General features: G+C 39.8%; 19 protein-coding genes and 1 other RNA gene. 10 read left to right on the top strand and 10 right to left on the bottom strand.

Annotated elements, in window-relative coordinates; all coding sequences use genetic code 11:
* Positions 1-73 precede the first annotated feature (73 nt).
* Positions 74-583 carry a peptidylprolyl isomerase gene (locus AC979_RS09050; protein ID WP_005699853.1) on the top strand — a complete coding sequence of 170 codons (510 nt, stop codon included), beginning with the start codon at positions 74-76 and terminating at the stop codon, positions 581-583.
* Positions 584-640: 57 nt separating this feature from the next.
* The gene (locus AC979_RS09045; RefSeq protein ID WP_049373912.1) at positions 641-1,429 is read left to right on the top strand and encodes a TatD family hydrolase; all 789 of its coding nucleotides are present in this window, start codon (positions 641-643) and stop codon (positions 1,427-1,429) included.
* Here the strand turns inward: AC979_RS09045 and nrdG are convergent.
* Positions 1,426-1,893 carry an anaerobic ribonucleoside-triphosphate reductase-activating protein gene (gene nrdG / locus AC979_RS09040; protein WP_005696501.1) on the bottom strand — a complete coding sequence of 156 codons (468 nt, stop codon included), beginning with the start codon at positions 1,891-1,893 and terminating at the stop codon, positions 1,426-1,428. The genes AC979_RS09045 and nrdG overlap by 4 nt on opposite strands.
* 127 nt (positions 1,894-2,020) lie before the next feature.
* Between nrdG and ffs the strand changes: the two genes are divergently transcribed.
* Positions 2,021-2,119: signal recognition particle sRNA small type (gene ffs / locus AC979_RS10170), an RNA gene on the top strand.
* A 26-nt stretch (positions 2,120-2,145) separates the two neighbouring features.
* Here the strand turns inward: ffs and cydC are convergent.
* From cydC to grpE, 9 genes are all read right to left on the bottom strand, one after another.
* Positions 2,146-3,876 (bottom strand): heme ABC transporter ATP-binding protein/permease CydC, encoded by a 1,731-nt coding sequence (cydC, locus tag AC979_RS09035; RefSeq protein ID WP_049373911.1) that lies wholly within the window; start codon positions 3,874-3,876, stop codon positions 2,146-2,148.
* Entirely contained in the window at positions 3,876-5,636 is a 1,761-nt protein-coding gene (gene cydD, locus AC979_RS09030; protein WP_049373910.1) for a heme ABC transporter permease/ATP-binding protein CydD, read from the bottom strand. Before cydD ends, cydC begins: the two co-directional genes overlap by 1 nt.
* Before the next feature lie 118 nt (positions 5,637-5,754).
* On the bottom strand, positions 5,755-6,708 hold the full coding sequence (trxB, locus tag AC979_RS09025; protein WP_049373909.1) for a thioredoxin-disulfide reductase: 954 nt from the start codon (positions 6,706-6,708) through the stop codon (positions 5,755-5,757).
* Positions 6,709-6,797: 89 nt separating this feature from the next.
* Positions 6,798-7,655 (bottom strand): co-chaperone YbbN, encoded by an 858-nt coding sequence (locus AC979_RS09020; RefSeq protein ID WP_049373908.1) that lies wholly within the window; start codon positions 7,653-7,655, stop codon positions 6,798-6,800.
* Between the two features lie 119 nt (positions 7,656-7,774).
* Positions 7,775-9,085 carry a nucleobase:cation symporter-2 family protein gene (locus AC979_RS09015; RefSeq protein WP_049373907.1) on the bottom strand — a complete coding sequence of 437 codons (1,311 nt, stop codon included), beginning with the start codon at positions 9,083-9,085 and terminating at the stop codon, positions 7,775-7,777.
* Between the two features lie 134 nt (positions 9,086-9,219).
* The gene (locus tag AC979_RS09010; protein WP_049373906.1) at positions 9,220-10,617 is read right to left on the bottom strand and encodes a DASS family sodium-coupled anion symporter; all 1,398 of its coding nucleotides are present in this window, start codon (positions 10,615-10,617) and stop codon (positions 9,220-9,222) included.
* A gap of 149 nt (positions 10,618-10,766) precedes the next feature.
* Entirely contained in the window at positions 10,767-11,348 is a 582-nt protein-coding gene (locus tag AC979_RS09005; protein ID WP_049373905.1) for a uracil-DNA glycosylase family protein, read from the bottom strand.
* A gap of 74 nt (positions 11,349-11,422) precedes the next feature.
* Entirely contained in the window at positions 11,423-13,549 is a 2,127-nt protein-coding gene (nrdD, locus tag AC979_RS09000) for an anaerobic ribonucleoside-triphosphate reductase (protein WP_049373904.1), read from the bottom strand.
* Between the two features lie 265 nt (positions 13,550-13,814).
* Positions 13,815-14,390 carry a nucleotide exchange factor GrpE gene (gene grpE / locus AC979_RS08995; RefSeq protein WP_049373903.1) on the bottom strand — a complete coding sequence of 192 codons (576 nt, stop codon included), beginning with the start codon at positions 14,388-14,390 and terminating at the stop codon, positions 13,815-13,817.
* 130 nt (positions 14,391-14,520) lie between these two features.
* Between grpE and AC979_RS08990 the strand changes: the two genes are divergently transcribed.
* The 7 genes from AC979_RS08990 to dapE all read left to right on the top strand — a co-directional run bounded on the left by AC979_RS08990 (position 14,521) and on the right by dapE (position 21,244).
* A complete protein-coding gene (locus AC979_RS08990) occupies positions 14,521-15,411 on the top strand; it encodes an NAD(+) kinase (RefSeq protein ID WP_005696488.1) in 891 nt (296 codons plus the stop codon).
* A 77-nt stretch (positions 15,412-15,488) separates the two neighbouring features.
* The gene (gene recN / locus AC979_RS08985) at positions 15,489-17,165 is read left to right on the top strand and encodes a DNA repair protein RecN (protein WP_049373902.1); all 1,677 of its coding nucleotides are present in this window, start codon (positions 15,489-15,491) and stop codon (positions 17,163-17,165) included.
* Between the two features lie 127 nt (positions 17,166-17,292).
* Entirely contained in the window at positions 17,293-18,444 is a 1,152-nt protein-coding gene (metK, locus tag AC979_RS08980; RefSeq protein ID WP_049373901.1) for a methionine adenosyltransferase, read from the top strand.
* Positions 18,445-18,500: 56 nt separating this feature from the next.
* Positions 18,501-19,016, top strand: a complete 516-nt coding sequence (locus AC979_RS08975) for a SprT family zinc-dependent metalloprotease (RefSeq protein WP_049373900.1) — start codon at positions 18,501-18,503, stop codon at positions 19,014-19,016.
* 50 nt (positions 19,017-19,066) lie between these two features.
* Positions 19,067-19,585 (top strand): opacity family porin, encoded by a 519-nt coding sequence (locus tag AC979_RS08970; RefSeq protein WP_049373899.1) that lies wholly within the window; start codon positions 19,067-19,069, stop codon positions 19,583-19,585.
* Positions 19,586-19,739: 154 nt separating this feature from the next.
* On the top strand, positions 19,740-20,084 hold the full coding sequence (locus AC979_RS08965) for an ArsC family reductase (RefSeq protein WP_049373898.1): 345 nt from the start codon (positions 19,740-19,742) through the stop codon (positions 20,082-20,084).
* A gap of 26 nt (positions 20,085-20,110) precedes the next feature.
* A complete protein-coding gene (dapE, locus tag AC979_RS08960; RefSeq protein ID WP_049373897.1) occupies positions 20,111-21,244 on the top strand; it encodes a succinyl-diaminopimelate desuccinylase in 1,134 nt (377 codons plus the stop codon).
* Position 21,245 lies beyond the last annotated feature (1 nt).

Below are 21,245 nucleotides of genomic sequence, written 5' to 3'. Positions count from 1 at the left end.
TTTTCTGCTCATGGTGGCACTTTCTCACCATTTGTGGAATAATGAACGCCTTAATTTTCAAGAGGAAAACAACATGGTTACATTACACACAAATTTTGGCGATATTAAAATTAAACTTGATTTTGATAAAGCGCCAATCACTGCAGAAAACTTTTTAAATTATTGTAAAAACGGTTTCTATAATAACACAATTTTCCACCGTGTTATTGATGGATTTATGATCCAAGGCGGTGGTATGGAAAGCGGAATGCGTGAAAAAGCAACAAACGCACCGATCCAAAATGAAGCTAACAACCGTTTAAGCAATAAACGTGGCACAATCGCCATGGCGCGTACCTCTGATCCGCATTCTGCAACGGCACAATTCTTCATTAACGTGGCAGATAATGACTTCTTAAACTACCGTTCAAAAGAGATGTTTGGCCGTGAAGTCGTGCAAGAATGGGGCTATGCCGTATTCGGTGAAGTGGTTGAAGGCATGGATGTGGTTGATAAAATCAAAAAAGTGAAAACCGGTAATAAAGGCTTCCACCAAGACGTTCCAACAGAAGATGTTGTGATTACATCCGTTTCTGTAGAATAATCAATTCGGTGTGTGGATGCGTAATCTGCACACCTTTTTCTTAAGTGAAATAACGCGATGCCTTTCTTCGATACACATACCCATCTTGATTATCTTCATCATGATACTGGTGAGCCATTAGCTCAGCTGGTGGATAACGCTAAGCAAGCTGATGTGCAGAAAATCTTGATTGTGGCAGTAAAAGAGTCGGATTTTAAAACGATCCAAAATATGACCGCACTTTTCCCTGAGCATCTTTATTGTGGGCTAGGGTTGCATCCTCTTTATATCAAAGAGCATCAAGAGCATGATTTAGAGATATTGGATGCGGCATTATCTGTTCGTAATCAAGATTGTACAGCTGTTGCTGAAATAGGCTTAGAATGTGCGATTCCAGATTTATTGACGGATGAATTATGGCAAAAGCAACAGCACTTTTTGGAAAGTCAGCTTTATTTAGCGAAGAAGTACAATCTGTCGGTCAATTTACATAGTCGAAAATCCCATGAGCAATTATCCCGTTTTTTAAAACAGGCTAATTTACCTAAATGTGGTGTGGTGCATGGTTTTTCTGGAAGTTATGATCAAGCAAAACGATTTGTGGATTTAGGCTATAAAATTGGCGTAGGTGGTACCATTACTTATGAACGCGCGAATAAAACGCGTCAAGCGATTGCGAAGTTACCATTAGAGGCGTTGGTGTTAGAAACAGATACACCTGATATGCCAGTGTTTGGCTTTCAAGGGCAACCTAATCGACCAGAACGGATTGTTCACACCTTTGAGGCGCTATGCTGTTTAAGAAGTGAAAATGCTGAAGTGATTAAAGAAACGGCTTGGCAGAATAGCTTAACCTTATTCGGTTAAACCTTAAAACGATAAATCACTTGATTGGCTGAACCACGCCAAACCAAGCTTGGGTCAGCCTGTTCTTGTATAAATTTTCCATCAATGAGCACGTCAATATAAGGCAACATTTGACGTTGATAATCATCCAGTTCATCCAGTTTATAACCCGTCCACACCCAAATGTCCTTATCTGGACATTCTTTTTTGACACGTTGTACAAAAGGAAGTAAGGCTTCAACATTACGAGGATGCATCGGATCTCCACCGGAAAGTGTGAGCCCTTGACGTTTAATACGCGTATCTTTTAAATCATTGATGATTTGTTGTTCCATCGCTTCATCAAATAATACGCCATTATCAAAAGACCAGCTCTTTTGGTTGTAGCAACCACGGCAACCATGCGTACAACCGCTAACGAAAAGGGTACAACGTGTGCCTTCGCCATTTACAACATCGGTAGGGTAGTATTGGAGATAGTTCATGGTTTTACCTTAAAAGTGCGGTTGATTTTCTCGTCAAATTCACCGAATTGATAAATTAATCTTTGCAATACAGGGCCAATTCTTGCATAATAACCCACCTAATCGCATTGCGATATCAATGGAAATCTTCTCGGTCTCTCGCAACAGTGTCCGGTTTACTCGGTCAGGTTCGGAAGAAAGCAGCCAAAGTCGGAATTTCTGTGTGCCGAGAATAAGCTGGGAAGATTTCCACCCAACTTATCCTTTCTTATTTTACACTCGCTCCACTAATTGTTTGAAGAATCCTTTTTCTAATTGCAATAATTCTGCATAAGTGCCTTTTTCAATTAGCTTCGCTTCATCAATCACACAAAGCTCATCAAATTGCTCAATCGCCGTTAAGCGGTGAGTTACCATAATTAAGGTTTTATTTTCAGCGTGGGCAAGAATCAAACGCAGAATTTGGCGTTCAGTTTCGCGGTCTAAACCTTCGGTTGGCTCATCTAATAATAAAATTGGCGCATCATTAAGCAAAATACGTGCTAAGCCTAAACGACGTTGTTCTCCACCAGATAGTGGACGGCCGCCATCGCCTAGCCAAATATCTAGGCCTTGTTCTTGTTCCAACAATTTGCCTAAACCAACCTGATTTAACACCTCGATCATTTTTTCATCTGAAATATTGACCGCACTTGCGAATTGCAGATTTTGACGAAGTGTATCGCTAAATACATGAACACGTTGCGTTAAAAAGCAGAATTGGCTGCGTAATGTATCTTCTGCATAATCAGAAATTGGTTTACCAGCAAGGCTTAATTCTCCTTGATTAGCATCATAATTACGCACTAAAAGCTGTAATAACGTGGATTTCCCGCTACCTGTTTTACCTAAAATCGCGACTTTTTTACCTTTTTGAATGGTTAAATTCAAATTGTCTAAAGCACGATTTTGACGTTCAGGATAAGTGAAAGACAGATCTTTCGCTTCAATTAATGTAGTCGCATTTTGATCGAACTCCGTCTTACCATTAAAAACGACTAATGGTTGCTGTTCGATAATATCTGTCACGCGTTCAGCTGAAGCAATTACTTGCCCGATATGTAAGAATGCCGAGCCTAATGGCATTAAGATTTCAAATGAAGCTAAAGCAGCAAAAGTGAAAAGCGCAATAAACGCCATACGGTATTCATCGTTACCAAACTCAGCTTGTGAGCTAAACCACAACATTGCGGCAATAATCAAACCATTTAAGAAGAGTGAAAGAGCGGTTGAAAATCCGCTTAAATTGGCTTCTTTTTGTTGGTCTGCTTGCCAGTTAGTTTCGGTTTTTGCCATGTTATTTTTCAATTTATCTTCGGCATTAAAGAGCAATAATTCAGCTTGCGCTTGGATAAATTCTAGGAATTGTGTGCGGTAAAGTGCACGTGAATGCACGAGTTTGTCGCCAAATTTTTTACCCAGTTGGTAGAAAACGGTTGGAATAACGAATACCAATAAAAGTAGGCTAATGCCTAAACCTAAGGCTAAAGGAGTATTGACGAAACTTAGGCCAATACACATAGCTAGAATCACAAAAATAGCCGTAATAAATGGCGCAATTAAGCGAAGATAAAGGCTATCGAGGGTATCTACATCAGACACTAAGCGGTTTAATAAATCGCTGTTACGGTAGCGATTTAACACACCAGGGCTTAATGGAATAATTTTCTCAAAAACTTGTACGCGTAATTTAGCCAAAATTCGGAAAGTCGCATCGTGTGTCACCAACTTTTCAAAATAACGGAAAAGGGTACGGCCAATGGCAAGTCCACGCACAGAAGCGGAAGGGTAGAAGAAATTAAATAACGTGCCAAGACCCGCAATTGCCGTTGCCGCTAAAAACCAACCCGATGTGGTCAGCAAGCCAATACTGGAGGCTAGACCCGTGATCATTAAAACCAAGCCTAAAAATAAAGGCAACTTGGCGAATTTAAATAAACGTAAAAAGGGAAGTAAAGCACGCATTATTGAATATCCTCTTTTCGTTGAGCCAATAATTCGGCAAAGAAGCCTTGATCTTTTAATTGGTTGAAATGGCCTTGTTGAACAATTTCACCTTCTTGCATCACTAAAATGTTGTCGCATTGTTTTAGATCTTCAATGCGGTGTGTGATCATTAAGGTGGTTTGGTTATGGCTCATTTCTGCAAGGGCAGCAAGTACCAGATTTTCAGATTGAGCATCTAGGCTAGCCGTTGGCTCATCGAGTAATAATAAATTGCCTTTGCGTAGTAAAGCGCGAGCGATCGCTAAGCGTTGCGCTTGGCCTACGGATACCCCTATCCCACCATCTTTAATTTCGCTATCCAAGCCTAATTTATCGGTAAATTCTTTCGCTTGAGCGGAAATCAAGGCTTGCTCAATTTGAGCATCAGTTGCTTGAATATCACCTAAAAGTAGATTTTCTTTGATGCTACCTTGTAGCAGTAATGGGTTTTGACCTACCCACGCAATTTGTTTGCGCCAGTCGCTTAAACGGCTTTGATTCAGTTCAACACCATTAATTTTTAAGCTGCCTTCATAAGGTAAGAAACCGAGTAATACATTGATTAAAGAGGTTTTTCCTGCACCACTTTGGCCCACAAGGGCAATATGGCTTTCTTTCGGAATATGGAATGAAAGCGGCTTCGTTAATGGTTGGCCTTGTGGAGAAAGCGCCACTAAATTTTCGGCCTGAATTTCAACCGCACTTTGTGCTGGAATTTGTTTATTGCCCTGATGTGCAATTAAATAATCCGCTTCTAAGAAATCGACAATGGCATCAGCAGCACCAATACCTGCTGCACGATCGTGATAGTAAGTCCCGAGATCACGCAATGGTTGGTAAAACTCTGGCGCCAAAATTAAGCAGAAAAAGCCGGTAAATAAGGTCAGCGTGGTGCCATAAGTACCAAATTCGACTTGGCCTAAATAGCTAAAACCAAAGTACACCGCCATTAAAGCAATGGAAATGGAGGTGAAAAACTCTAATACAGCAGAAGAGAGAAACGCCATTTTAAGTACAGCCATGGTTGTTTCACGGAAGTCTTCCGTTGTGCTTTCAATATGTTGAGTTTGTTCTGAAGTGCGGTTGAAAAGACGCAAGGTTTCTAAACCGCGTAAGCGATCCAAAAATTGAGCACTTAAGCGAGAAAGGGTAGCCATATTTTTTTGGCTGCTATCTGCAGCTGCAATTCCTACTAGAATCATAAAAATAGGCACAAGCGGAGCCGTGACCATCAAAATCAATCCAGCCGCCCAGTTGAGTGGGAATACAGCAATTAAAATCACCATTGGTACAATGGCAGACAAACTTTGTTGTGGTAAGAAACGCGCATAGAAATTATGTAGATTTTCCACTTGTTCAAGCATAATACTTGCCCAGCTTCCGGCTGGTTTGTTATTGATGGTTGCGGGACCAACTTGATGGATTTTATCTAAAATCTTTTGACGCATGTGATTTCGTAGTAATCGACCTGCTTTAAAGCCAATTTTTTCGCGTAGCCATAAAATGACCGCACGTAAAGCAAAAGTAATGATTAATGCAATAAAATAGGGAACCAGTTCAATGCGATCGACATGTTGCATAATGAGCTTGTTGAGCAATGTTGCAAGAAAATAGGTTTGAGCCACAAGAATTAAGGAAGAAAGTGTGGCAAGGGCAATATTGGTACGCATTAATTTTTTAACAGGTTGTTGCTGCGCACGAAGCCATTTTTGTAAATATTTTTGGCGAAGTTTGTCCATTGTTTTTATTTATCCTAGGATAGGATGAGTTTGGTGGAGGATTAAAAAAATCTACCTTTGAAAAATAATAGGTGCGTGAAACCTTGTTTTACGCACCTTACATGAAAATTTAACGCACTTATTCTTGTGCATCTAAATAACGTTCAGCATCTAATGCAGCCATACAGCCTGTACCTGCTGAAGTAATGGCTTGGCGATAGTTGTGATCCATTACATCACCCGCAGCAAATACGCCTTCCACTGACGTTGCTGTTGCATTGCCTTCAAGACCAGATTTAACGACGATATAACCATTATTAAGTTCAAGCTGGCCTTGGAAGATTTCAGTATTTGGCGCATGACCGATAGCAATAAATAAACCGTCTAATTTCACGTCTTCTTTTTCGCCGGTTTTCACGTTTTCTAAACGTACACCTGTTACACCCATGTTATCGCCTAATACTTCATTCAAAGTGCGGTCAGTATGAAGCACGATTTTGCCTTCTTCGACTTTTTTGTATAAGCGATCGATTAAGATCTTTTCTGCGCGGAAGCTATTGCGACGGTGGATTAAATGTACTTCAGAAGCAATATTCGCTAAGTAAAGTGCTTCTTCAACGGCGGTATTTCCGCCACCCACAACGGCAACCGGTTTATTGCGATAGAAGAAACCATCACAGGTTGCACAAGCTGAAACGCCGCGGCCTTTATAAGCGGTTTCAGATTCTAATCCGATATAACGTGCTGATGCACCTGTTGCGATGATTAATGCATCACATGTGAAGGTTTGCATATCGCCATAAAGTTTGAATGGGCGAGAAGATAAATCGACTTTATTAATGTGATCAAACACGATTTCTGTTTCAAATTTTTCAGCGTGTTGCAACATACGTTGCATTAAACCAGGGCCAGTGGTCATTTGAAAATCACCCGGCCAGTTTTCAATTTCATCTGTAGTGGTAAGTTGACCGCCTTGTTGAAGACCAGTCACTAAAACAGGTTTTAAGTTTGCACGTGCGGCATAAATAGCGGCAGTATAACCTGCAGGGCCTGAACCTAAAATTAATAATTTGCTGTGTTTAACGTCTGACATAAAGAATCCTTTGTTTATAAAATAAAGCATGAGGCTTTTGGAATTCGTTCATTATAAAGCCTTCATGCATAAAAAAATAGTTGATCGTATTAGTAAAGCAATGAATACAGCAATCGGCGATATTTATTGGTGATAGGATCCGCATTGCCAATGGCTGATAAAATAGATAAAAACTGTTGTTTCACTTCACCATTTTCTGCAGAAAGATCTTGCTTAAGAATGCTAAATAATAAATCCAATGCTTCTTCGTTTCGATTAGCCTGATGTAGCTGTACTGCTAATTTTAATGCAATTTCAGGTGTTGGATTTTTCGCATAATCCGCTTGTAATTGCTGAATTTCTGGCGTATCAGCTGCTTTAATTAAAAGCTCAATCTGCGCCTGTAATCCATGCCAACGGCTATCGCGATCCTGAATCGGAATTTGCGCTAAAATATCTGCCGCAGGCTCTGTTTTTTTCATGGCAATGTAAGTTTCCGCATAAAGTAATGCCACATCGCTATTTTTCTTATCTGAAAGTTCCCAAGCCTCTTTCAGTAATGGAAGGGCAGAGTTGTAATCTTCCACTTGTAAAAAATCCAAGGCTTTTTGGAATTTTAAATCTTCTTCTTTTGGCAAAATCGCACTCAAACGTTGTAATAAGCTTGCTTCGTCTAATGCACCAGGGAACGCATCTAATGCTTGTGCCTCTTTGAAAAGGTAGGTTGTTGGCAACGCTTGAATACGAAATTGAGCAGCAATCATTTGCTCTGTTTCACAATTGACTAAGCCGAGGATAAATTGTCCTTGATGTTGTTCTGCAACACGTTGTAGAACTTTTGCAAAATCAGCTGATTCTTTATGACTTGGGGCATAAAAGTTAATGACAAGTGGCGTTTCAACAGAACGTTGCAACGTTTCAGTAAGATTTTGTTCGTTGAGCTCAACGAAGAAAGGTAAATCTGCCATTTTTATTCCTTCATAAATGGAAAATGATGCATGATTTTAACAAAGTGTGGTCAGTTTTAGAAATGTTTTACAGGAAAAGAAAAGGGCAGTGTTAATCTGCCCTTATTCGCTATCTATTTTTATTCTTTTGTTTCTTCTACTTTATCTTCTGGAAGGACAAGGTTAAGAATTAAGGCAAGTAATGAGCCTACTGTGATGCCTGAACCAAGCACTTCTTTGAAAAAGTGCGGTAATTTATCAAGCAATTCTGGACGAGTCGTCACCGCTAAGCCACAGCCAATAGAAATGGCGATGATTAAACCATTGCGTTTACTACGTGCGACTTTATCCAACATTTGAATACCCGCAGCGATAATCATCGCGAACATCATTAAGCCTGCACCGCCTAATACAGGCAATGGGATTGAAACAATTAATGCTCCGAATACAGGGAATAATCCGGCTAGTGTTAGAAGTACACCTGTTAGTGCAACCACGTGACGGCTTGCCACGCCAGTTAAGGAAATCACGCCGATATTTTGTGAGAATGATGAGAAGGGCGTGGTGGACATAATGGCGGCTAAGGCTGATCCTAAACCATCGGCTAAAACCCCGCCTCGTAAATGTCTGCCAGTGATTTCGGTTTTGGTGGCATTACCTAGTGCTAAGAAGTTACCGCTTGATTCAACGATCGTCACTAAATAGGCAATAGACATACCGATAATGCCTGAAATAGGGAAGGCTAAACCAAAGTGTAGTGGTTGTGGAATCGCAAAAGTTTGTGCTTGTTTTACACCTTCAAAGCTCACCCAGCCCATGGCTAAACAGACGATATAACCTGTCATCATCCCAATAACGATGGCGGCTGCAGAGAAAATCCCTTTACCCCATTGCACGAGAGCGACCACGATCACTAAGACAAAGCTCGCCATCATTAAATTTTCTGGTGTCGCATAATTCGCATCACCACGTTGACCACCTGCAAACCAATCAACCGCAACAGGAATGAGGCTTAATCCGATCATCATGACAACAGTCCCCGTCACAAGTGGTGGGAATAATTTACGAATATACGGCATGAAAAAGCTGCCGATAATCATCACTAAGGAACCAATGAGAGAAGAACCTAATATACCGGCGATGCCATATTCACTGAAACCAATGGCAAGTGCAGCAGCAACGAAAGTAAAACTGGTCCCCATCACGCTTGGTAAACGAATACCAATAGGCCCCAAGCCTTTACATTGGATAACGGTCACTACACCTGAAATTAAAAGTGCTGCATTAACTAATGTAATGGTATCTTCAGTCGGTAATTTTAAGACGTTACCAATGACTAATGGTACGGCAATAATTCCCCCTAGTGCAGCAAGTAAATGTTGTGCGGCAAGGAGTAAACTCAATCCGAAAGGTGGTTTGTCTTCCACTGTATAAAGCAGGTTGTTATTCATTTGGTTTCCCTAAGTAAAAAAATTGTGCGAATTATACGTTAATTTTTATTTCAGGCAAACGTTTGCGTAAATAAAATAAAAAAGTGCGGTTAAAAATCATCTTGTTTTTAACCGCACTTTTTCGGTTTTAAAGGTTACATCCAGAAGATATAAGCAATTGTCCCGATAATTAGCATACAGGTTAAATCAATAAATTTACCCACGCGGATCATTTCGGATTGTTTCACAAAACCTGTTGAGTACACAATCGCATTCGGTGGTGTCCCGACCGGCATCATAAAGGCACAAGATGCCCCTAGGCCGATAATCATCGCAAAACCAAGCGGTGGCATATTCAGTGCTTGTGCGATGGAAATAAAGATTGGAACCAGTAAAGCTGCACTTGCAGTGTTTGACGTAAATTCAGTCAAGCAGACAATAAAGGCTGCAACAATTAATGCCATCACATAGTAGTGACCGCCTTCAATAATGAAGACAATACCATCTGCCATGATTTTACTTGCACCAGACTGAGTCAATACCGAGCTTAAGGTTAAACCGCCACCGAAGAGGAACAGTACACCCCATTCTGTATTTTCTTGCACTTGTTTCCAACTTGCGATACCCGTTACACAAATGACAATTGCTGCGGAGAGTGCAACCATACTGTCAAAGCTGCCAATAGGTTTTGGCAAACCTAATGATTGAGAAATAATTGGGTTAAGGTACCCACCAAAAATCCACAGAATTGCTACAGTGATAAAAATGACCAACGTTAAAACACGTTGTTTGGTCATGTGAATTTTTTCAAATTCAGCAGCAAAACGAAGGCCTAATTTAGGTTTAAATACAAGATATAACCAACCAATAATAAGCGGGAATAAAATTAACATGACTGGCGTGCCATACATTAACCAGTCAGCAAAACCTAAATGAAGTTGGGAGGCTGCAATCGCATTAGGTGGGCTTCCCACAAGTGTTCCCATCCCGCCAATGGTGGCACTATAGGCAATCCCTAATAACACGAATACGTAAGTATTGTGATCTTTATTACGGTCTAACTGACTTAAAATGGTCATTGAAAGCGGGATCATCATTGCCGCCGTGGCCGTATTACTCATCCACATAGATAAAAATGCCGTTGCTAAGAAAAGGTAAAGCACCGCAACAAAAAGGCGACCTTTCGCTAATTGCATGATTTTATTCGAAATCATTTTGTCAATTTTTTGCACATTTAATGCAGTAGCAAGGGCAAAACCACCAAAGAATAAGAAAATGGTCGGATCCGCAAAGGCAACAAGCGCTTCACGACTATTAGCCAATCCTAACAGAACAGATAAAATAGGCACGAACAATGCAGTGATCGTTACACTGACGGCTTCGGTAAGCCATAAAATGGCTACAAATGCGAGTAAAGATAATCCTTTATTTGCCGCAGGTTCAAAAGGAAGGGTATTAAGTAAAATAAAAAAGAGCGCGACATCAAAGAGGAATATAATGGTTTGTTTATTCCATGCTTTTCGTTGAGAATTGGTGAAGGGGATTGATTGCATATTTCTCCTTATATTTTTTATGGCCGCCGATTGTAGCACAAGAGTAATTAATCAGAAAATAATGCATACTAAAAATTGATTAGTATTAAAGCAAAGTACGGTCAAAAACTTCCTGATTTTTGACCGCACTTTATGGGTGGAATATTTGTTTAACGGGATAAAATCGCTTTCACTTGTTTTTGTAATGTTGGTACTATTTCTTGTTCAAACCACGGATTCTTCTTGAGCCAAATTTGGTTGCGTGGAGAAGGGTGAACGAGCGGAAGAAATTGAGGGAGAAAATCACGGAAATGGTGAACCGTCTCAGTGACATTAAGGTTATTTTCCGGCAAATAGTATTTTTGTGCATATTGTCCAATAAGAATCGTCAGCTCAATATTAGGCAAATTAGCGAGAATTATCGGATGCCATTTTTCTGCGAAGCCTTTGCGCGGTGGTAAATCACCGGATTTGCCTTTTCCAGGGTAATAAAAGTCCATCGGGATGACAGCAAACAAACCAGAATGATAGAAGGTATCGCGATCCACACCGAGCCATTCACGTAGGCGATCACCGCTTTTATCATTCCAATATAAACGACTTTCTTGGGCTTTAATTCCAGGGGCTTGTCCGACAATATTAATGCGAGCTGTCGTTGGTGCAGCAAAAAGCGGTTCAATGCCTTGTGACGTAAAAGATTGATTGTCGGGGTCTTGCATAATGGATTGTGTGATTTGACTAAGTGTTGGCATGATTCTTCCTTATTTATTGAAATAAAAATAGCTCACTTTTGATGAGCTATTTTATCATAATCAATGTTGCGACATTATAGGTGTTTCACTCGACGTTTTACTTCTTCCTGTTTGCCCGCATTGAATGGACGAGCATCAGGACTACCGAGATAACCACAAACTCGTCGGGTTACGGAGACTTTTGCACTGTCATGGTTGCCACATTTCGGACAAACAAAGCCTTTACTTGTGCAATTAAACTCTCCCGTGAAGCCACATTCGTAACATTCATCAATTGGCGTGTTGGTGCCGTAATAAGGCACGCGATCGTAGCTATAATCCCACACATCTTCGAGTGCTTTCAGATTATGTTGAATGTTAGGGTATTCGCCATAACAGATAAAGCCGCCACTCGCTAATTCAGGATAAGGCATTTCAAAGTCTAATTTATCGTATGGATTCACTTTTTTCTCTACATCTAAGTGATAGCTATTAGTGTAGTAGCCTTTATCGGTAACGCCTTCAATCACACCAAATTGTTTGGTATCTAAACGACAGAAACGATCGCACAAGTTTTCACTTGGTGTGGAATAAAGGCTAAATGCATAGCCGGTTTCTTTCTGCCATTGTTTGACTGCTTCGCTTAAACGACGCACAATAGCGATGCCTTTTTCGCGTAGTTGTTCATCGTCAAAAATATGTCCTTTTTTATACAGCGCATTGATGGTTTCGTGAATGCCAATATAGCCTAAAGAAATTGATGCTCGGCCATTTTTGAAAATATCGGCAACGTTATCATCAGCTTTTAATCGAACGCCGCAAGCACCTTCCATATAGAGAATTGGTGCGACACGAGCTTTCGTATTTTCTAAGCGAGCGATACGTGTAAGCAAGGCTTTCTTCGCAAGGGCTAAGCGTTCATCTAAAGTACGGTAGAATTTTTCTTCATCTCCTTGTGCTTCAAGAGCAATACGAGGTAGATTCAAACTCACTACGCCTAAATTATTGCGCCCATCATGCACTTCATGACCGTTTTCTTCATAGGCTCCCAAGAAGCTACGACAACCCATTGGGGCTTTGAATGAGCCAGTGACTTTAACCACTTGATCATAGTTTAAAATATCTGGATACATGCGTTTTGATGCGCATTCTAATGCCAGTTTTTTAATATCATAGTTCGGATCTTGTTCGTTTTGGTTAATGCCTTTTTTAATGGTAAAGACCAGCTTAGGGAAGACCGGCGTTTTATGATTTTTACCCAAACCACGAATACGGTTTTTCAAAATCGACTGTTGAATTAAACGTTCTTGCCAACTTGTACCTAAACCAAAACCAAAGGTAACAAACGGCGTTTGACCATTGGACGTATGGAGCGTGTTAACTTCATATTCAAGGGATTGAAACGCATCAAAACATTCTTTTTCAATTAGCGCTTTTGCATAACCTTCCGCATCTGGAATTTGCCATTGTGCAGCGTTTTTCAAATGTTTTTCAAAACTGAGTTGAACATACGGCGCAAGCACTTCATCAATGCGATTAATGGTTGTACCGCCATAAATATGGCTGGCTACTTGAGCAATAATTTGTGCAGTAACCGCTGTTGCTGTGCCGATAGATTTAGGCGGTTCAATTTCGGCATTACCCATTTTAAAACCATGTGAAAGCATACCTTTTAGATCAACCAGCATGCAGTTAAACATTGGGAAAAATGGCGCGTAGTCTAAGTCGTGATAATGGATTTCGCCTTTTTCATGAGCTTCAACAACATCTCTTGGCAGAATGTGACGTTTGGCATAATGTTTTGCCACAATACCCGCCAGTAAATCACGTTGGGTAGGGATCACTTTCGCATCTTTATTTGCATTTTCGTTAAGCAATTCGACGTTGCTTTGCTCAATCAGCCCTTCAATTTCTTTGGTTAATTGACTGCGTTTTTCACGAGCAAGGTCGCGATCGTGACGATATTCAATATAGGCACGTGCAATTTGTGGATACTTGCTTGTCATTAAGTGATTTTCAACGATTTTTTGAATCTGGTTGATATCAATTTCATGCTGATAATGACTAAAAATTTCAGTATTAATCTGCTGGCTCAGATCATGGATATACATTTCATCAACAATATTGACCGCACTTGCCGCTTTTTTGATGGCATTAGTAATACGTTGTAGGTCAAACCCAATTCGTGAACCATCACGCTTAATCACGAAGAAAGCATTCATTTTATGACTCCTATATAGGCTACTTTAAAAAAAACGAAAGCACTATATATAGTTTTATTTAGCAGATCAACGCACAATATGTAGTGTTATTTGCTGTTTTTTGATGGTTGGAATTAAGGTGAAACCTTGCTAAATCTGGGAGGAAAGAGTGTTTTTGTTGATAATTATTCTCAAATTATTTTTTAATAATTTGATCTGAATCAAGGTTTTTGCTAATAAAAAAACGGACGAAAAATCGTCCGCTCTTTTAGTCTTAGAAAAGAAATTAAGCTGCAACCATTACCATGGCTGGGCGAATCACTCGACCATTTAAGGTATAACCTTTTTGTAAAACGGTAGTGATTTGATTCGTTGCAAAGCCTTCTGCTGGTTGCATAGAGATAGCTTGGTGAAGATCTGGATTAAAGGTATCACCTACTGCACCAACAGGCTCGACACCAAAGCGAGAAACCGTTGAGAGTAATTCTTTTAAAGTCAGCTCGACGCCATCGAATAAGGCTTTGATATTTTCATCTTCCTTATTGGCAGGCGTTGCAAGCGCACGCTCTAAGTTATCAATCGTATTTAAAATGTCTTTTGAGAATTTTTCGAGCGCAAATTTATGTGCTTTTTCGATGTCTTGTTCACTGCGACGACGCATATTGTCAATTTCAGCACGCGTACGAAGCAATAAATCTTGCTCTTTTTTAGAGGTTTCTTCCACTTGTGCTTTTAATTGTTCTTCAAGCTCTTGTACGCGGGCAATCGCTTCTTCTAACGGATCTTCCGTTGAGCTGGTTTCTTGCTGAACTTCTTCAACAAGTTCTTCATTTTCATTTAAGTTTTGTGCTTGTTCTGACATCTTTTTCTCCATTTATCAAAAATAAGTGCTATTTTAGCAAAACTGAATTGCTATGTAATATAATGGCTAAAATTTTAAATTCAAGTGCGGTCAGAAATCGGTGAGTTTGCACTTGGGAGCAATCATAGTTATGGATGAATTAGTCAAATCATTTAAAACCATCGCCTTGATGGGAAAACCACGTCGCGACATTAATTTGCAAATGCATAAAAACTTGTATCAATGGCTGAAAGAGCGAGGATATCAAGTTTTAGTTGAAAAAGAGGTGGGAGAAAAATTTGGTTTACCGGAAGAGGTGTTAGCAACGGTTGAAGAAATTGGAGAGCAAGCTCAACTCGTAATTGTAATCGGTGGTGATGGCAATATGCTAGGGCGTGCTCGCATTTTGGCTAAATATAATATTCCAATGATTGGGATTAACCGAGGCAACTTAGGCTTTTTGACTGATATTGACCCGAAAAATGCTTATGCACAGCTCGAAGCGTGTTTAGAACATGGTGAATTTTTTGTAGAAGAGCGTTTTTTATTGGAAGCTAAAATTGAACGAAACGGAGAAATTATCTCCAGTAGTAATGCCGTAAATGAGGCGGTGATTCACCCAGCTAAAATTGCGCACATGATTGATTTCCATGTTTACATCAATGATAAATTCGCGTTTTCTCAGCGTTCAGATGGCTTGATTGTTTCCACTCCCACAGGTTCAACCGCTTATTCGCTTTCCGCAGGCGGCCCAATTTTAACACCAAATTTAAATGCGATTGCCCTTGTGCCGATGTTCCCACATACACTTTCTTCTCGACCATTAGTAATTGATGGCGATAGCAAAATTTCAATTCGTTTTGCGGAACATAATACTTCACAGTTGGAATTAGGCTGTGATAGTCAAATTGCGCTAGATTTTTCTCCTGATGATATCGTTCATATTGAAAAAAGCCCGCACAAGCTACGTTTATTACATCTTAAAAATTATAATTATTACAATGTATTAAGTACCAAATTAGGTTGGCTTAAAAATTTCTAATCCCAAAAGTTAAAAATCTCTTTACTGTATATCGTAACAGTTATAGTATATGGATATACAGTTAAGGAGATTTTTTTATGCTAACCCAACTTACCATCAATAATTTTGCAATTGTTCGTCAATTAGAGATTGAATTGGCGAAAGGAATGTCTGTGATCACGGGGGAAACCGGCGCAGGAAAATCCATTGCTATTGATGCATTGGGGTTATGCTTAGGGCAACGTATTGAAACGTCTATGGTTCGAGAAGGGCAGGAAAGAGCCGAAATCTGCGCCACCTTTTTTATTGAACCAACGAACCCCGCTTATCAATGGTTGCAAGAGCAAGAATTGCAAGATCCTGATAATCCCTCTGATTGTATTTTACGCCGTGTCATTAATGCAGATGGGCGTTCTAAAGCCTTTATTAATAGCACGCCTGTATCAGCTTCTCAATTAAAAGAAATTGGTCAATATCTTATTCATATTAATGGGCAGCACGCTTCACAGTTATTATTGAAAAATGATTATCAGCTTCAGTTGGTGGATACATTTGCACATCACCATGATTTGCTCGTTCAAATGCGAGAAGATTATCGCGCGTGGAAAAATCTTCAAACGCAAGTTAAAACCTTCCAACAAAAAGTTGCCGAAAATGAAGCGAAGAAACAACTTTTACAATATCAGGTAGAAGAGTTGAATGAGTTTGCGCTTCGTCCAAATGAATATTTAGAATTAGAAGAGGATCAACGTCGTCTATCAAATAGCGAACAGCTGACACAGTTATCACAATCAGCTTTACAGCTACTCAGTGAAAATGAGACCGTGAGTATCGATTCTATGCTTTATCGTGCGACACAGTATATTGATGAATTAAGTGAGTTAGATCCTCGATATGTTTCCGTTCAAACAATGTTGAATGATGCACTTATCCAAGTGCAAGAGGCGACAAGTGAAGTTCAACATCTTGCTTCTCATATTGAACAAGATCCGATGTTATTACAAGAGATTGAACAACGTTTAGGGCAAGCTTTACAACTTGCACGTAAGCACAATGTGAAACCAGAAGAATTGGTGGATTGGCATCAAAAATTAAAAGCGGAATTGACTGCACTTTTAGATTTTTCAGAAAGTGAAGAGCGTCTGATTCTAGAAGAAAAAGCAGCCTTTGAGAAAATGCAACATACGGCCAAACAATTACATGAAAGCCGTTGCCAAGCTGCGGGGAAATTAGCACAGCAGGTTACACATTCTATCAAAGGGCTTGCAATGGAAAATGCAGAATTTTTCATTGAAGTGAATTCGGATTTAACTAAAGTTGCGTCAAATGGGGCAGATAATATCGTCTTTACTTTACGTAGTAATTTAGGACAACAAGCACAACCATTAGCAAAAGTGGCATCTGGTGGTGAGTTGTCTCGTATTTCATTAGCGATTCAAGTATTAACATCAGATCAATCGGCGATTCCAACGCTGATCTTTGACGAAGTCGATGTTGGCATTAGCGGTAAAACGGCGAGCGTAGTGGGTAAATTATTACGTCAATTAGGCGATAAATGCCAAGTACTTTGCGTAACCCATTTACCACAAGTGGCATGCCATGGGCATCATCAATTTAATGTTGAGAAATTTACCGTTGATGATAAAACAGAAACTAAAATGACCGCACTTTCTCAAGAAGAGAGAGTTCCAGCTCTTGCAAGATTACTCGGTGGCAGTGAAATTACAGAACTTGCCTTGGCAAATGCGCAAGAAATGTTGGATTTAGTGAAGTAGATGAATTTTGCCTGAAAGCTTATTTTCTTGTCACATTTCAAAAATACTTGATAGGAATGCTTGCGTATTAGTCAAAAAAGCGTATTATAGCCGTCTATACGTCAATACATCCAAAAGAAGAGAACTTATGTCTAGCTATTTATTTACTTCTGAATCCGTTTCAGAAGGACATCCAGATAAGATTGCCGATCAAATTTCTGATGCGGTACTTGATGAAATTTTAAAACAAGATCCTAAAGCTCGTGTGGCTTGCGAAACCTATGTAAAAACAGGGATGGCGTTAGTCGGTGGTGAAATTACTACATCAGCATGGGTTGATATTGAAAATCTCACTCGCCAAGTCATTTGTGATATTGGTTACAAACACTCAGAGATGGGGTTCGATGGTAATTCTTGTGCGGTATTAAATGCGATTGGTAAGCAATCATCTGATATTAACCAAGGTGTGGATCGTGAGAATCCATTAGATCAAGGTGCGGGTGACCAAGGGATTATGTTTGGTTATGCGACAAATGAAACGGAAGTCTTGATGCCTGCGGCGATTACTTATGCGCATCGTTTAATGGAAAAACAAGCAGAAGTGCGTAAAAGCGGAAAATTAGCATGGTTACGCCCTGATGCGAAAAGCCAAGTGACCTTAAAATACGAAGATAATAAAATCGTGGGTGTGGATGCAGTAGTGCTTTCTACACAACATAGTGAAGAAGTGTCACAAAAAGAAATTTACGAAGGTGTGATGGAAGAAATCATCAAGCCAATTTTGCCAAGCGAATGGTTATCTCAACAAACAAAATATTTCATCAACCCAACTGGTCGTTTTGTGATTGGCGGGCCTATGGGCGATTGTGGCTTAACAGGTCGTAAAATCATTGTCGATACATACGGCGGCGCAGCTCGTCATGGTGGTGGTGCATTTTCTGGTAAAGATCCATCAAAAGTAGACCGTTCAGCTGCTTATGCTGCGCGTTATGTGGCAAAAAATATCGTTGCGGCAGGCCTTGCAGATCGTTGTGAAATTCAACTTTCTTATGCAATTGGTGTGGCAGAGCCAACTTCTATCATGGTAGAAACCTTTGGTACAGGAAAAGTATCAAACGAAGTATTAGTTAAGTTAGTGCGTGAATTCTTTGATTTACGTCCTTATGGTTTAATTAAAATGTTAAATTTAATTCAACCAATTTATCGCCAAACTGCGGCGTATGGACACTTCGGTCGTGAACAGTTCCCATGGGAAAAAGTAGATCGCGCTGAAGAATTACGTGCAGCAGGTCTAAAATAAGTAAATTAAATGTATATGATAAAAACCGCTAATTTAGCGGTTTTTGTTTACTTAGTATGATGATGTCATCTCAAACTCAGTTTCGGCATTTAAAAATGCAGGTGCAACGCAAGCTTGCAGAAACATTACAACTGGCTGAACGTCACTTTCAACAGAAATTTCCTATTCCGACAATCAGTTATGACTTGCGAGGTGTAAAGGCCGGCGTTGCATACTTGCAGAAAAATGAGATTAAATTTAACCGCACTTTGCTACTCGAGAACTCAGATGAATTTATTCATCAGGTTGTTCCCCATGAATTAGCCCATCTTATTGTGTATCAAGTATTTGGTCGAGTGAAACCGCATGGACAGGAATGGCAAGCGTTGATGACACAGTTATTTAATCTTCTGGCTGATACTTGTCATCAATTTGATATAGAGAATGTGCAAGGCAAAATGTTTGCTTATCAATGTGAATGTCAGACCCATTACTTAACGATTCGTCGGCATAATCGTATTCAACGCAATAAAGTTGCCTATTTATGCCGAAAATGTCAGGGGAAATTAGTTTTTCATAGTGAAAATTCATAAGCAGTGTGGTATATTTTTAGTGTTTTCAATCAAATAACAGGGGTTATCCAATGAAAAAATCATTATTAGCTATCGTTGTCGGTGCATTAGCGGTTGCTTCAACTGCAAATGCAGGTTTATATGCAGAAGGTGATCTTGGTCTTTCAAGAACTAAATTAAGTAATGGTGGATCAAGCAAAACTAAAGTTGAGCCTCGTGTTGCAGTAGGTTACAAATTAGGTAATGTACGTGTAGCAGGTGATTATACTCATCACGGTAACTTCCAAGGCACTAAAGTTCAAGGTTTAGGTGCGACAGTATTCTATGACTTCGATACCAACTCTCAAATTGAACCTTATGTTGGCGCTCGTCTTGCGGCTAACCGTTTCAAATTTGAAGATCGTGCAGAACAACGTTATAAAAGCTCTTCTGAAACCAAAGTGGGTTATGGTGTAGTTGCGGGTGCTAAATATAAATTAGCAGACAAGGTGTATGCAAACGGTGGTTTAGAATATAACCGTTTAGGTAGCTTTGACGATACTAAAGTGAATAACTATGGCGCTAAAGTGGGCGTAGGTTACGAATTCTAATTTCCCTTTTGAAAAGTGCGGTTGATTTTTACCGCACTTTTTCTTTTGGATGCATAAGTTATATAGGGTTAATCTATTTGTGATTGATTCATGTAGCAGTTAAAATCCTCGTTCTAAATAAAATCGAGGATTTTTTATTTTTAGAGGTGAGAATATGATTATCGTTTATGGCATTAAAAACTGCGATACGGTGAAAAAAGCATTGAAGTGGCTAGCTGAACATAATATTGAACATAAATTGCATGATTACCGTGTTGATGGATTAGATACTCAATTCTTACAACAAGCAGAAGCACAATTTGGTTGGGAAAATTTAGTCAATAAACGTAGTACGACTTGGCGTAATCTTGATGAAAATGTGAAAAATACACTCTCGAAATCTACCGCTCTTTCCGTATTAGCTGAAAATCCAACGTTAATCAAACGCCCGATTATTTTGCAAGATGGTAAGGCATTGATTGGCTTCAACGAAAAAGAATATAGTGCAGCATTTGCTTAAAAGAACAGTATTTCTTAGGAGTTTTTATGAAAGAAAAAGTGATTTCTTTAGCACAAGACCTCATTCGTCGCCCCTCTATTAGCCCAAATGATGAGGGCTGCCAGCAAATGATTGCTGAGCGTTTGGAAAAACTCGGCTTTCAAATTGAATGGATGCCTTTTAACGATACCTTAAATTTATGGGCGAAGCATGGTGCTGGTGAGCCCGTAATTGCCTTTGCAGGGCATACCGATGTCGTGCCGACAGGAGATGAAACGCAATGGACTTATCCTCCGTTTTCTGCCGAAATTGTAGATGATATGCTTTATGGTCGTGGTGCGGCAGATATGAAAGGCTCATTGGCCGCAATGATTGTGGCGGCAGAAGAATATGTGAAAGCCAATCCGAATGATAAGGGTACGATTGCTTTGTTGATTACTTCTGACGAAGAGGCTGCCGCGAAAGATGGCACCGTGCGTGTTGTTGAAACCTTAATGGCGCGCGGTGAGAAAATCACTTATTGCATGGTAGGTGAGCCGTCTAGCTCGAAAATATTAGGCGATGTAGTCAAAAATGGTCGTCGAGGTTCGATTACAGGTAACCTCTATATTCAAGGTATTCAAGGTCATGTAGCTTATCCCCATTTAGCGGAAAACCCCATTCACAAAGCAGCGCCTTTCTTACAGGAATTAACCACATATCAATGGGATAACGGCAACGAATTTTTCCCGCCGACCAGTTTGCAAATTGCGAATATTCATGCGGGCACAGGGAGTAATAATGTCATTCCTGGTGAGCTTTATGTGCAATTTAATTTACGTTATTGTACGGAAGTGACTGATGAAAGTATTAAGCAGAAAGTGGCAGAAATGCTCGAAAAACATGGTTTGAAATACCGTATGGATTGGAATTTATCAGGTAAACCATTTTTAACTAAACCGGGCAAATTATTAGATGCATTAACGACGGCAATTGAGCAAATAACTGGTATTACACCACAAGCAGAAACTGGCGGTGGTACCTCTGACGGACGTTTTATTGCATTGATGGGCGCTGAAGTGGTGGAATTTGGGCCACTTAATGCAACGATTCATAAAGTGAATGAATGTGTAAACGTTGATGATCTTGCCAAGTGTGGTCAGATTTATTATCAAATGTTAGTGAATTTATTGGACAAGTAAG

This window comes from Parahaemophilus parainfluenzae (assembly GCF_001053575.1).
Taxonomy (GTDB): Bacteria; Pseudomonadota; Gammaproteobacteria; order Enterobacterales; family Pasteurellaceae; genus Haemophilus_D; species Haemophilus_D parainfluenzae_S.
This window is presented reverse-complemented; position numbering and strand designations above follow the sequence as displayed.